General features: G+C 65.0%; 13 protein-coding genes. 4 read left to right on the top strand and 9 right to left on the bottom strand.

Annotated elements, in window-relative coordinates:
* Nucleotides 1-110 precede the first annotated feature (110 nt).
* Nucleotides 111-1,652 (bottom strand): benzoate-CoA ligase family protein, encoded by a 1,542-nt coding sequence (locus tag AC066S_RS14540; RefSeq protein WP_478270010.1) that lies wholly within the window; start codon nucleotides 1,650-1,652, stop codon nucleotides 111-113.
* A gap of 137 nt (nucleotides 1,653-1,789) precedes the next feature.
* On the opposite strand from AC066S_RS14540, the gene AC066S_RS14535 reads away from it, so the two are divergent.
* Both AC066S_RS14535 and AC066S_RS14530 read left to right on the top strand, forming a co-directional pair.
* Nucleotides 1,790-2,698: a helix-turn-helix transcriptional regulator gene (locus tag AC066S_RS14535; RefSeq protein WP_126257240.1), complete on the top strand. Its 909-nt coding sequence runs from the start codon at nucleotides 1,790-1,792 to the stop codon at nucleotides 2,696-2,698.
* A gap of 421 nt (nucleotides 2,699-3,119) precedes the next feature.
* On the top strand, nucleotides 3,120-3,800 hold the full coding sequence (locus tag AC066S_RS14530) for a transglutaminase-like domain-containing protein (RefSeq protein WP_126257239.1): 681 nt from the start codon (nucleotides 3,120-3,122) through the stop codon (nucleotides 3,798-3,800).
* Nucleotides 3,801-3,937: 137 nt separating this feature from the next.
* On the opposite strand, the gene AC066S_RS14525 is transcribed toward AC066S_RS14530, so the two are convergent.
* Nucleotides 3,938-4,270 (bottom strand): PRC-barrel domain-containing protein, encoded by a 333-nt coding sequence (locus tag AC066S_RS14525; RefSeq protein WP_126257238.1) that lies wholly within the window; start codon nucleotides 4,268-4,270, stop codon nucleotides 3,938-3,940.
* Between the two features lie 62 nt (nucleotides 4,271-4,332).
* Nucleotides 4,333-5,118 carry an IclR family transcriptional regulator domain-containing protein gene (locus AC066S_RS14520; RefSeq protein ID WP_478270009.1) on the bottom strand — a complete coding sequence of 262 codons (786 nt, stop codon included), beginning with the start codon at nucleotides 5,116-5,118 and terminating at the stop codon, nucleotides 4,333-4,335.
* A 106-nt stretch (nucleotides 5,119-5,224) separates the two neighbouring features.
* Between AC066S_RS14520 and AC066S_RS14515 the strand changes: the two genes are divergently transcribed.
* Together AC066S_RS14515 and AC066S_RS14510 are read left to right on the top strand one after the other, a co-directional pair.
* On the top strand, nucleotides 5,225-6,583 hold the full coding sequence (locus AC066S_RS14515) for an aromatic ring-hydroxylating dioxygenase subunit alpha (protein WP_478270008.1): 1,359 nt from the start codon (nucleotides 5,225-5,227) through the stop codon (nucleotides 6,581-6,583).
* A gap of 193 nt (nucleotides 6,584-6,776) precedes the next feature.
* Nucleotides 6,777-8,225, top strand: a complete 1,449-nt coding sequence (locus tag AC066S_RS14510) for a glutamine synthetase family protein (RefSeq protein ID WP_478270007.1) — start codon at nucleotides 6,777-6,779, stop codon at nucleotides 8,223-8,225.
* Nucleotides 8,226-8,382: 157 nt separating this feature from the next.
* Here AC066S_RS14510 and AC066S_RS14505 read toward each other — a convergent pair whose 3' ends face one another.
* The 6 genes from AC066S_RS14505 to AC066S_RS14480 form a co-directional block, all read right to left on the bottom strand.
* The gene (locus AC066S_RS14505; protein ID WP_126257234.1) at nucleotides 8,383-9,096 is read right to left on the bottom strand and encodes an ABC transporter ATP-binding protein; all 714 of its coding nucleotides are present in this window, start codon (nucleotides 9,094-9,096) and stop codon (nucleotides 8,383-8,385) included.
* Nucleotides 9,089-9,856 (bottom strand): ABC transporter ATP-binding protein, encoded by a 768-nt coding sequence (locus tag AC066S_RS14500; RefSeq protein WP_126257233.1) that lies wholly within the window; start codon nucleotides 9,854-9,856, stop codon nucleotides 9,089-9,091. The genes AC066S_RS14505 and AC066S_RS14500 overlap by 8 nt, the downstream gene beginning before the upstream one ends.
* Entirely contained in the window at nucleotides 9,849-10,793 is a 945-nt protein-coding gene (locus AC066S_RS14495) for a branched-chain amino acid ABC transporter permease (RefSeq protein WP_126257232.1), read from the bottom strand. The genes AC066S_RS14500 and AC066S_RS14495 overlap by 8 nt, the downstream gene beginning before the upstream one ends.
* On the bottom strand, nucleotides 10,790-11,707 hold the full coding sequence (locus tag AC066S_RS14490; RefSeq protein ID WP_126257231.1) for a branched-chain amino acid ABC transporter permease: 918 nt from the start codon (nucleotides 11,705-11,707) through the stop codon (nucleotides 10,790-10,792). The genes AC066S_RS14495 and AC066S_RS14490 overlap by 4 nt, the downstream gene beginning before the upstream one ends.
* Nucleotides 11,708-12,121: 414 nt before the next feature.
* The gene (locus AC066S_RS14485; protein ID WP_126257230.1) at nucleotides 12,122-12,340 is read right to left on the bottom strand and encodes a hypothetical protein; all 219 of its coding nucleotides are present in this window, start codon (nucleotides 12,338-12,340) and stop codon (nucleotides 12,122-12,124) included.
* A gap of 1 nt (nucleotide 12,341) precedes the next feature.
* On the bottom strand, nucleotides 12,342-13,001 hold the full coding sequence (locus AC066S_RS14480; protein WP_478270006.1) for an acyl-homoserine-lactone synthase: 660 nt from the start codon (nucleotides 12,999-13,001) through the stop codon (nucleotides 12,342-12,344).
* Between the last annotated feature and the right edge of the window lie 75 nt (nucleotides 13,002-13,076).

Here is a 13,076-nt window from a genome sequence, read left to right as displayed (position 1 = left end):
TGAAGACCGATTGCTGGGCTACCCCTCTCCCCCGCCCTCCCCCGCAAGGGGGGAGGGAGCGCAGCGGAGATTGCCGCAACGGTGTCAGTCACCTCAGACATACGCGCTCCTCAATGCGCCCCTTCCCGCAATTTGAACCGCTGGATCTTTCCGGTCGCCGTCTTCGGCAGCGAGTCCACCACATCGATCCAGCGCGGATATTTCCACGGGCCGATCTTCTGCTTGACGTGCTCCTTCAGCATTTCCTGGAGATTGCTCGTCGTCACGCCGGGGCGCAGCACGACGAACGCCTTCGGCTTCAGCAGGCCTTCCGGATCGGCTTCCGGCACGACGGCCGCTTCCAGCACGGCGGGATGCGAGATCAGCGCGCTCTCGACCTCGAACGGCGAGACCCAGATGCCGGAGACCTTGAACATGTCGTCGGCGCGGCCGCAGAAGGTGTAGCGGCCCTCGGCGTCGCGGACATATTTGTCGCCGGTGCGGGTCCAGGGGCCTTCAAACGTGCGGCGGCTCTTGTGGCGCTGATTCCAGTAGCCCTCACCGGCGGAGGGCGCATCGACCAAGAGCTCGCCGACCTCGCCGTCGGCGACGTCCTGCCCGGCTTCGTTGACGAGCCGGACCGCATAGCCTGGCACCGGCTTGCCGGAGGAGCCGTATTTGATGTCGCCGGGCGCATTCGACAGGAAGATGTGCAAGAGCTCGGTCGAGCCGACGCCGTCGAGGATGTCGACGCCGAAGCGCGCCTTCCAGTTGTTGCCGACCGATTCCGGCAGCGCCTCGCCGGCCGAGGTGCAGATGCGCAGGGCCTTGCCGCCGCGCTCGCTTTTCATGGTCTCGTCGTTGAGCATCGCCGCGAACAAGGTCGGCACGCCGTAGAAGATCGAGGGGTTGTAGCGGTTCATCAGATCGAACATGCGCGCCGGTGTCGGCCGCTCGCTGTTGAGGATGACGCTGGCGCCGACCGACATCGGGAAGGTCAGCGCATTGCCGAGGCCATAGGCGAAGAACAGCTTTGCGGCGGACAGACACACATCGCTCTCGCGGATGCCGAGCACCTGCTTGGCGTAGGTGTCGGCGGTCGCCTGCAAATTGGAATGGATATGGCGCACGCCCTTGGGCATGCCGGTCGAGCCCGACGAGTAGAGCCAGAACGCCGGCTCGTCAGGATGCGTCGCCGCGGTGGTGAACTGGTCGCTCTCGCCGGCAATCTCCTCCGCGAGTTGCTTGTGGCCGTTCTGCTTGGCGCCGGAGACCACGACATGCTCGAGATCGGGCATGCGGCCGACAACGTCCTTGATGACGGGATAGAGCGCTTCGGAGACGAACAGCACGCGCGCACGGCAATCGGCGAGGATGTAGGCGTATTGGTCCGCCGTCAGCAGCGTGTTCAGCGGCACCGGCACGATGCCGGCGCGGATCGCGCCCAGGAACACGACCGGAAAGTCGACCGTATCCAGCATGATCATCGCCACGCGCTCCTCGCGGCGGACGCCGAGCCGGCGCAGCATGTTGGCGGCGCGGCGGGTCTGTTGCTGGAGCTCGCCATAGGTGAGCCGCGAGACGGTGTCGTCGAAGGCCAGCTTGCTGCCCCGGCCCTCCTCGACGTTACGGTCGAGCAGCCAGGTCACCGCGTTATAGGATCCCTCGCTCACGGACTTCTCCCCCGAATTTAGAATTATAATTCATAGAAAGACACCGCGGTCGCTTGCTGTCAATGCCAGCAGGCACTATGTTTCATTAAATTGCGCCGCAGGACAACCTTCAAGAAGACATCCCCTAAAGAAGGCTCATGACCGACAGTCCCGACGCCGAATCCCGATTCCTTGAACAGCTCGGCCAGCGCGTGCGCACCATGCGCGCGTTGCGCGGCATGTCGCGCAAGGTGCTCGCCAAGGTATCAGGTATCTCGGAGCGCTACATCGCGCAGCTCGAAAGCGGCAAGGGCAATGTCTCCATCGTGCTGCTCCGCCGCGTCTCCGACGCGATGGGCGCGCATCTCGAAGACCTGCTGCCCTCGGCCGAGCCGACACCGGACTGGCAGATGTTTCGCGATCTCTTGCGCAAGGCGACGCCGGCGCAGATCGCGCAAGCCAAGGATCTGCTCGCCGGCGGCAGCGCAACCGCGCCGCGGCGCGCGCCGTTCTGTGGCATCGCGCTGATCGGCCTGCGCGGCGCCGGCAAATCCACTCTCGGCAAGATCCTGGCGAAGAAGGTCGGCTGGAGCTTCGTCGAGCTCAACAAGGAGGTCGAGCAGCAGAACGGGCTCTCGGTCGCCGAGATCATCGCGCTGTACGGCCAAGAGGGCTTTCGCCGCATGGAGCAGGCGGCGCTGCAACAGCTGCTGGCGCGCAACGAGCTGATGGTGCTGGCGACCGGCGGCGGCATCGTCTCGGAACCCCTGACCTTCGACCAGATCCTGACCTCGTTCTACACGATATGGCTCAAGGCCGAGCCCGAGGAGCACATGGCCCGCGTCCGTCGCCAGGGCGATCTGCGTCCGATGGCGGACGACCGCTCCGCCATGGCGGAGCTGCGCAACATCCTCTTGAGCCGCGAGCCGCTGTATTCGCGCGCGACGGCAGTGGTCGATACCGCCGGCCTCTCCGTCGATGCAGCCGCCGCGCGGCTGGTCGAGGCCGTGCGGCCGGTGCTGCAGAACGAGGCCCGCAGCTTCGGACTGCGGAGTGTGGCGCTGTAGGGAGAGTTGTCAGCTCCGATCTCCGCTACGTTCTCTCCCCCTTGCGGGGGAGGGTTAGGGAGAGGGGTCCACACGGGGACTCATCCTTCACGCAACACGTTCGTTCTTCGCCACAACGAACACCGTTTCCGGGGCCACCCCTCTCCCCCGCCCTCCCCCGCAAGGGGCGAGGGAGCGCAGTTGTGCGCGCCGAAGCACTTCGTATCCCTTTTCGTTCCGTAAATGGACGATATGAAGAGCAGCCAACTTCGGGCTTCAATAATGACCTCCACCGACGTCAGCACTTCCATGTTCGAATGGATCTGCGGCAGCGCTGCGATCGAGGCGTCTCAGCGCAATTCGAACGGGCACCATGCACCCGTATCGTGTGACTTGATCGTGCGATTTGAGTTCCGCGGCGATCGCCTGCTAAGCTCCAGGCATGACCGACATCCTTCCCGATACGCTCCGCCGCCTCTACACCGATCCCGGCGAGTACATCGACAGCGATCATCCCGCCGTGCAGCAATTCGCTGACAACGCCGTGCGCGCGGACGCGAGCGCGCGGCAGAAGGCGAGCGTGCTCTATAAGGCGGTGCGCGACGGCATCCGCTATAACCCCTATGTCAGCATGCGCGTTGCCGAGACCTTTCGCGCCTCGAGCGTGCTCGCCGCAGGCCAGGGTTATTGCGTCGGTAAGGCCGCGCTATATGCTGCCGCCTGCCGCGTCCACGGCATCCCCGCACGGGTCGGCTTTGCCGACGTGAAGAACCATCTCACCACCGAGAAGCTGCGCGCGAGCATGGGCACCGACATCTTCACCTGGCACGGCTATACGGAGGTGTTCGTCGACGGCGCCTGGCGCAAGGCGACGCCGACCTTCAACGACACGCTCTGCGCCAAGGTCGGCGTGGCGCCGCTCGATTTCGACGGCCACACCGACGCGCTGCTGCATCCCTTCGACGGCGAGGGCCGCGCCTACATGCAATACGTCAACGACCGCGGCACCTATCACGACGTCCCGGCGAAATTCCTGATGCGCGAGATGGCGCGGGATTACGCCAACATGCAGGGCGAGGACCTTTCGGGCCGCGACATGGAGCGCGAGGCGGAGGGGCGGTAGCGCACGATGGGCGCGTCTCCCAATGTCATCCGTCGGCCGGCACGCCGCGCCGCTTGCATCTCAGACGCGGCTCGGCGGCCGCAGCCCGAGCCCAAGCGCGTCCGCCGAGAATGCGGCCTACCTGGCCGACTTGGCCGCTAGACCGACCAGTAATGCGGATGCGGGTAGGACCGCGAACGGTCACCCCAGTCGAACGCATCGCCATCGAACTCGCACGGGCCACTGCTGAGTTCGTCCAGCGTCAACTCGATCTGGAACGCCTCGCGCCTTGGGTCGTATTTCAACGCGCTCCACTGGAGAGGGTAGTGATGGTGGGTGCCAAGCAGTCCACCGGTCTTGATCACCGCATAGGCAACCATCCCACTCATCTTGTCGAGCATCAGTCGTTCGATCGTGCCGAGCTTCGTACCGTCGCGCCCGTAGACGGCGACACGCTCCACGCGATCACTGGGAACCATGGTATGATGCATGGCGTCCTCCCTGTTCTCATTGCGCCCATTATAGCACCGGTTTCGAGATAGCGGGAATACAGTTACAGAAGTTGCGACCGCAGCGACGCCGCCCCCTCCTGCAGCAGCGGCAGGAAACGATCGACCAGTTCCTGCGCCGGCACGCGGTCGACATGGGCCCCCATGTTGATCGCGGCGACGATGACGCCGTCGTAGCGACGGATCGGAACCGAGATCGAACGAAAATGCGGCTCGGCCTCGCGATCGACCAGGGAATAGCCCAGCGCACGGTCGGCGGCGATGCGCGCCAGCAGTGCCGTTGGGTCGGACAGTGTCTGCGGCGTCAGCGCCTCGCGCGCCATCGCCTTCAGGCGCGCGGCAAGGGCGGCATCGTCGAGCTGGCCGAGCATGGCGCGGCCGACCGAGGTGCAGAACGAAGGCAGGCGGTAGCCGATCTCCAGTCCGCCCGAGAACACCCGCGCCGGACTCCCCCGGGCAATGAACACGACGTCGTCGCCGTCGAGGATCGCGAGCGAAGAGATCTCGTTCGCTGCGGTCGCAACGTGATCGAGCACGGGCTGCAGCACCGCGACGAGCTGGTTGGAGCGCAGGTAAGACGCCGCCAGCGTCAGCACATGCGGGGTCAGTGAGAACAGCTTGCCATCGCCCGAGACATAACCGCCGCGCTGGAGCGTGAACAGCATGCGCCGTGCGGTGGCGCGCGGCAGATCGGCGGCGCGGGCGAGATCGCTCAGCGTCATCGGACCCGCATTGGTGCCGAAACATTGCAGCAGGCGCAGGCCGCGATCGAGCGCCTCGACGAAATCCGTCGCCCGCTCCTCGCTCTCGCTCCGCTTCAGCTTGGGCATGGGAGGATCCTGCAAAATAGTGCTTGCTGCCGGATCACGGCATGGCATAATTCGCCCATTCGTTCAATAGGCGAACAAGCGCCACTCCACAAGGGATGCACGCGTCATGATGAGCCAGGAGCAGAACGACCTGATCACCCGCACCGGGCCGAAGGATCCGTGCGGCAGACTGATGCGGAGCTACTGGCAGCCGGCGGCGCTGGTGGACGAGCTCGAGGGCGCTCGCCCGATCCGCCCCGTCAAACTGCTCGGCGAGAACCTGGTGCTGTTCCGTGACGAGACCGGACGTTACGGCCTGATGGATCGCCACTGCGCCCATCGCGGCGCGGACCTCGCCTTCGGCCGGCTCGAGCATGGCGGCCTGCGCTGCGCCTTCCACGGCTGGCTGTTCGACGCCACCGGCCAGTGCATCGAGACCCCGGCCGAACCGAAGGATTCGAAGCTCTGCCAGAACATCCGGCAACGCTCCTATCCCGTGGTCGAGAAGAGCGGCATCCTCTGGGCGTATCTTGGAGAAGGAGAGCCGCCGGCATTCCCGGAGATCGACTGTTTCGTTGCCCCCGGCACGCACACTTTCGCGTTCAAGGGCCACATGGCCTGCAATTGGCTGCAGGCGCTGGAGGTCGGCATCGATCCCGCGCACGCCTCCTATCTACATCGCTTCTTCGAGGACGAGGACACCTCCACCGCCTACGGCAAGCAATTCCGCGGCGCCTCCGCCGGCAGCGATCTGCCGATGACGAAGATCCTGCGCGAATACGACCGCCCGATCATCAATGTCGAGCACACCGAATACGGCCTGCGCCTGATCGCGCTGCGCGAGATCGACGAGGAGCGCACCCATGTGCGCGTCACCAACCAGCTGTTCCCGCACGGCTTCGTCATCCCCATGAGCACGGAGATGACGATCACGCAATGGCACGTGCCGGTCGACGACGAGAACTGCTATTGGTACGCGATCTTCACCAGCTACGCGGCCCCGGTCGACAAGCAGAAGATGCGCGACCAGCGGCTCGAGCTCTATGAGCTGCCTGACTACAAGTCGCGCAAGAACCGTAGCAACGACTACGGATTCGATCCGCACGAGCAGCACACCGCGACCTATACCGGCATGGGCAACGACATCAACGTCCACGACCAATGGGCGGTGGAATCGATGGGCGCGATCCAGGACCGCACCAAGGAGCATCTCGGTTCGAGCGACAAGGCGATCGTGCAGTACCGCCGCCTGCTGCGGCAGGAGATCGAGAAGGTCACGGGCGGCGAGAAGCCGATGCTGTTCCTGGACGAGGCCAATGCGCGCAGCATCCAGGGACCGGCGACCATGGACGGCATCGGCCCGACCCGGGGCTGGGAGACCTACTGGATGGAAGTCGACGTCAAGCGCCGCCGCGGCGCGCCGTGGACCGCGCCGGTGCCGAAGGAGATCGCTGATAACGTGCATAAGCTGACGGCGGCGGAGTGATGGCGCCGATCGTCGCCGGCGAGTCGCGACGGCGGCTCAGCAATCTCTGGTGTCATGCTCCGCGAAAGCGGGGCATCCAGTCCGCCGCGGCCTCTCGTGGATACGTTGCCGTCTCTGGAATACTGGATCGTCCGTCTTCGCGGACGATGACAGTGTGCCCTATACTCTCATCGAGCGAAAAGGAACGATCAAAGTGACTTTCGTCGCGCGTCATGCGCTGTGGTCGGATGAGCAAAGGGACGCCGCGGCGCGCATGTGCCGCATCGTCGAGGAGAGGAATCTCGAGGTGATCCGCCTCGCCTTTCCCGACCAGCACGGCATCCTGCGCGGCAAGACCATCGTCGCCTCCGAGGCGATTACCGCGCTGGAGAGTGGCTGCTCCATCACCACCACCATGCTCGCCAAGGACACGTCGCACCGCACGGTGTTTCCGGTGTTTACCGCGGGCGGCGGCTTCGGCATGAAGGAGATGGAGGGCGCGGCCGACGTGCTGATGGTCGCCGATCCCACCACGTTTCGCGTCTTGCCGTGGGCGCCGACCACGGGCTGGGTGCTGTGCGACCTCCACTTCAATGACGGCCGCCCGGTGCCGTTCGCGACGCGCTCGCTCTATCGCAAGGTGCTCGACGAGCTCGCGGGCCGAGGCCACGATTTCGTCGCCGGCCTCGAGGTCGAATTCCACATCTTCAGGCTCGACGATGCGCATATGCGGCCGGAGGATGCCGGTCAGCCCGGCACGCCGCCATCGGTGAGCCTGCTCAGTCACGGCTATCAATATCTCACCGAGCAGCGATTCGATCAGATGGAGCCGGTGCTGGAGATCCTGCGCCGCGATATCGTCGCGCTCGGCCTGCCCCTGCGCTCCGTCGAGGTCGAGTTCGGACCGAGCCAGTGCGAGTTCACCTTCGCGCCGCGCAAGGGGCTGGAGCCTGCCGACAACATGGTGCTGTTCCGCTCCGCCGTGAAGCAGATCGCGCGCCGGCACGGCTATCACGCCACCTTCATGTGCCGGCCGAAGCTGCCGAACGTGTTTGCCAGCGGCTGGCACCTGCACCAGTCGATCGTCTCGCGCGCGAGCGGCGAGAACCTGTTCATGACCAAGGAAACGGCGAAAGACGGCAGCGAGCCGCTCAGCGCGTTCGGCAAGGCCTACCTCGCCGGCCTGCTCGATCACGCCCGCGCCTCGACATTGTTCACCACCCCGACCATCAACGGCTACAAGCGCTACCGCTCCTATTCGCTGGCGCCGGACCGGGCGATCTGGGGCCGCGACAATCGCGGCGTGATGATCCGCGTGCTCGGCGGTGCGGGTGATGCCGCAACGCGCCTGGAGAACCGCATCGGCGAGCCAGCAGCAAACCCTTATCTCTACATGGCCTCGCAGATTCTCTCTGGCCTCGACGGCGTCGATCGCAGGCTCGATCCCGGCCCCTCCGCCGACACGCCCTACGAGACCAAGGCGCCGCTGCTGCCGAAATCACTGCGCGATGCCGTCGCCGCCCTGAAGGACGATCCGTTCTTCCGCGAGAAGCTCGGAGCCGAATTCGTCGATTATTACACCCACATCAAGAACGCCGAGATCGACCGCTTCCTGTCTGAAGTGACCGACTGGGAGCACCGCGAATATTTCGAGGTGTTTTGACGTCGGATCGTACTCTCGCCGCCGTCATTGCGAGCGCAGCGAAGCAATCCAGACTGCCTCCGCGGAAAGACTCTGGATTGCTTCGTCGCTCCGCTCCTCGCAATGACGGGGTTGAGAGAGCGAGGGCTCCTCGCAATGACGGGGAGAGAGCGCGGGCTCAGATGCCCAGATATTTGTGCTGGAGATCCGGCTCGGCCAACAGCTCGTCGGAGGTGCCGCTCCATACGGTCTTGCCGCGCTCGATGATGTAATGGCGATCGCAGATGCGGGCGAGATGGTCGACGTTCTTGTCGACGACCAGGATCGATTGCCCCCGGCTCTTGAGCAGCGACAGGCAGTGCCAGATTTCTTCGCGGATCAGCGGCGCGAGGCCTTCGGTCGCCTCGTCCAGAATGAGCAGCTTCGGATTGGTCATCAGCGCGCGGCCGATCGCGAGCATCTGCTGCTCGCCGCCGGAGAGCTGGTTGCCCATGTTGGTCGCACGTTCGGCGAGGCGCGGGAACAGCACGTAGATCGCCGGCAGTGTCCAGGGATTGGGACTGCCGAAGCGATCGGCGGCGGCCGCCACCAGGTTTTCGCGCACGGTGAGGTTCGGGAAGATCTGGCGGCCCTCGGGGACGAGGCCGACGCCAAGCTTTGCAATTCGGTAGGACGGCAGCTGCCGCACCTCGGCGCCGGCAAAACGGATCGCGCCGGCACGGGCAGGCGTCAGGCCCATGATGGAGCGGATGGTGGTGGTCTTGCCCATGCCGTTGCGGCCCATCAGCGAGACCATCTCGCCCGGCTTGATCGATAGCGACAGGCCGAAGAGCACCTGCGAGAGGCCGTAGCAGGTCTCGATGCCGTCGACGTCGAGCAGCGTGTCAGCCATGATGCGTCACCACGTGCTGGTCGCCGAGATAGGCGCGCTTGACGTCCTCGTTGGCCCGGATCGCGGCCGGGTCGCCGGAGGCGATGACGCGGCCATAGACCAGCACCGTGATGCGGTCGGCCAGCGCGAATACCGCCGGCATGTCGTGCTCGACAAGCACGATCGAGACTTCCTTGCGGAGCTCCTGCAGCAGCTTCACCATGCTCTGGGATTCGGTAACGCCGAGGCCGGCCATCGGCTCGTCGAGCAGCAGCAATTTCGGCTTGCTGGCGAGCGCGACCGCAAGCTCGATCTGGCGTCGCTCGCCATGGCTGAGCCTCGAGACCAGAACATCGGCGCGATGAGCCAGGCCAACGCGATCAAGCGCGGCATGTGCGGCATCGCGCAGGCCTTTCTCCTTGCGCGCATCGGCGAAGAAGCGGAACGAGGTGCCGGCATGCGCCTGCGCCGCCAGCGCGACGTTATCCGCGGCGGTGAAATCGAGCAGCAGCGAGGTGATCTGGAACGAACGCGCAAGGCCCAGCGCACAGCGCCGATAGGCCGGAAGGTAAGTGATATCGCGCCCCGCCAGCGAGACGCTGCCGGAATGCGGCGCGAGATGTCCGGTGAGCTGGCTGATCAGCGTGGTCTTGCCGGCGCCGTTCGGGCCGATGATGGCGTGCAGCTCGCCGCTGGCGACGTCGAGCGAAACGTTGTCGGTCGCGATGATGCCGCCGAAGCGTCGCACCAGCTTTTCGACGCGGAGCAAGGGTTCAGCCACGGTCGGCCCTCCCTAGCGCGCCCATGATGCCGCCGCGGCCGAACAGCACGATCAGCAGCAGCAGCGGGCCCAAGATCAGCGCCCAATATTCGGTGATCTGCGACAGCAGCTCTTCCAGCAGCAGGAACACCACCGCGCCCATGACCGGGCCGAACAGCGTGCCCATGCCGCCGAGGATCACCATCACCATGAGGTCGCCGGAGCGGGTCCAGTACATCACGGCCGGGCTGACGAAATCGGTGTTGTTGGCGAGCAGCGCGCCGGCGAGGCCGCACATGGTGCCGGAGATGACGAAGCAGACCAGCTGGTAGCGCTTGGCCGGAAAGCCGATCGCCTGCATGCGCTGCTCGTTGGAGCGCAGACCCTGCACGACGAGACCGAAGCGCGAATTGACGATGCGCCAGATCAGGACCATTACGCCGAACAGGCAGGCGAGGCAGAGATAGTAGAACTGCGTTCGGTTCGACGGGTCGATCAGGCCGGAGAAGTCGCTCCGCGTGTAGATGGTGAGGCCGTCATCGCCGCCGTAACGCGCAAGGCCCGAGGCGACGTAATAGGCCATTTGCGCGAAGGCGAGCGTGATCATGATGAAGTAGACGCCGCGGGTGCGCAGTGAGAGCGCGCCGATCACCAGTGCATAGATTGCGGAAGCCGCGAGCGCGACCGCAAACTGGATGAAGCCGGATCCCACGCCTTCCTGCGCCAGCATGCCGACCGCGTAGCCGCCGATGCCGAGATAGGCGGCGTGGCCAAAGCTCATCAGGCCGGCAAATCCCATGATGAGGTTGAGGCTCGCAGCCGCCAGCGCCAGGATGACGATGCGGGTGAACAGCGTCAGGATGAAGATGTTGCCGGACAGATGCGAATAGAGCGGCAGCAGCACGAGGCCTGCCAGCATCAGGGCCGTGACGGCCTTGCTCACAGTCAAACCCTTCATCGACGATTGGCCGGAAACAGCCCCTCCGGCCGCACCACCAGCACGATCGCCATCAACAGGTAGATCAGCATGGAGGACAGCGCGGGCGCGGCGGTGGAGGCGGCGGCGCCGCTCAGCACCTGCCGCAGCAGATTGGGCAGGAAGGCGCGGCCGAGCGTGTCGATCATGCCGACGAAGATCGCGGCGAGGAACGCGCCGCGGATGGAGCCGATGCCGCCGATCACGATGATGACGAAGGCGAGGATCAGGATGTTCTCGCCCATGCCGATCTGCACGGTGAGGATCGGCGCCTGCATCAGCCCGGCAAGGCCCGCGAGCGCGGCCCCTAGGCCGAACACCAGCGTGTAGAGCAGCTTGATGTTGATGCCGAGCGCGCCGATCATCTCGCGGTTGGAGGCACCGGCGCGGATCAACATGCCGATGCGGGTGCGCATCACGCCGAGATAGAGCAGGAGCGCGACCAGCAGCGCCACGATGATGATGGCGAGGCGATAGGCCGGATAGTGAATGCCGGGCAGGATCGGCACCGGCACGGTGAGCCAGGCCGGCAACGGCAGCGCGAGGCCCGCCGGGCCCCAGATCAGCCGCACGGCTTCGTTGAAGAACAGGATCAGGCCGAACGTCGCGAGCACGTGGTCGAGATGGTCGCGGCCGTAGAGATGCCGCAGCGCGCTCACCTCCAGCACGATGCCGAGCACCAGGGTGGCGCCGAGCGCCATCAGCGCACCGAGCAGGAAGCTGCCGGTCCAGGCCGCGAAGGTCGCGGCGAAATAGGCGCCCATCATATAGAGCGAGCCGTGCGCGAGGTTGACGAGATCCATGATCCCGAACACCAGCGTCAGGCCGGCGGCGAGCAGAAACAGCAGCAGGCCGAACTGCAATCCGTTCAAGAACTGTTCGACGACGAGCAGCATCAAGACTCTTTCAGGCGCACGCAGCGTCGCGCCGATGTTCGAACAATGTCGCCATCAGTGAAAGAGCTCCCCCTGCCTCTTCAAAGCCGAAAAATGGGTAATGGCAGTATCGTTCCGAGGCAAGAGCGATTCGACACCTGACATGCACTTTGTTGCATGCGGGTGCATGCGGGCAAAATGCCCTTGCAAGAAGGCTGCCGCGCAGGCTGGGTCAACCTGCCGCACCCGACACGAGCCGCGCTCTTCTTGGGCCCGATGATCTCCACATCGTCATGGCCGGGCTTGTCCCGGCCATCCACGCCTTGCCCGCGGCGCAAAGAACGTGGATGCCCGGGCCTTCGCCGCGCTGGAGCGGCTTCGGCCGCGCAGGCGGGACAAGCCCGGGCACGACGACCTCTTTGTGAGGGGATGCGTCTAGTGCGACGTCATCCGCTGGGGCAGGTTATCCAGTTCGGCGAGCACGCTGTCGGCCGTGGAGGCCTCCAGCGCCGCCATCCGGAACAGATGGGCGAGCGTCGCCAATCCGGTGTCTTCCGCCATTTGCGCCAGCTCGAGCGCCATGTCGGACATGTAGCCGAGAGTCTCGTCCTCGGTCTGCGCCACGATCTGGCTGTCCCGCATCATGTTCGACATCTCAGGCGCTCTTTCGCTGCGCGGCAGCAAGGCCGCAGAAGTTGGCACGGGCGATACAGTCGATCCGCGGACCGTCCTGCTGGACCACGCTCGTCATCCCGATACGGTCATGCACGACATCGAGCGATTCCTGGCGGACCTCGATCGTTGCCGCCATGATCCAGGAATTTTCCAACAGGGCCGGCAATCCCAGCGGCGTGACGACGAAGCCGATGTCGTGGAACCGCGGCAGCCACCAGGTTTCCATGACGAGACAAAGCCGCTCGATGCCCTGCTCGAGACAGAACTCCTGCGCCGCCGCCATCAATTGCAGATTGAATGCGCCGTCGCGGCGCTCGCGCGAGACGAAGAAGCGCGACCATTCCCAGACCAACGGGTCCGACGGACAACCGCGTACCGACGCGAGATGCGGGAACACCTCGCTCATCATCGTCGGCCTGGTGGTCGGATACAGCCGGGAGCCGCCGAGCACCCGGCGGTTTTCCAGTGCCAGCAGGTAGACCGCGTCGTCATTGTCGTAGGTATCGATCTCCCGCCCGTCAGGCTTGCGTAGCGCCTCCCATTTCCGCTCCTCGACAAATATCTCGTGGCGGATCCGGAAATGCTGTTCGAGAACGTCTTCGTAAAGGTGCCGATTGACGGCAGAAATCACATGAATCATGAACTCCCCCTTGGCTCGCAATGCGGGGAAGCCTCAGCGAAAACGGCCGAGCCGACTATTGGGAAATTTCCCAGT

Source organism: Bradyrhizobium sp. CFUWI, from assembly GCF_056429085.1.
The sequence above is the reverse complement of the archived record's forward strand: the minus strand, read 5'-3'. Positions and strand labels throughout refer to the sequence as shown.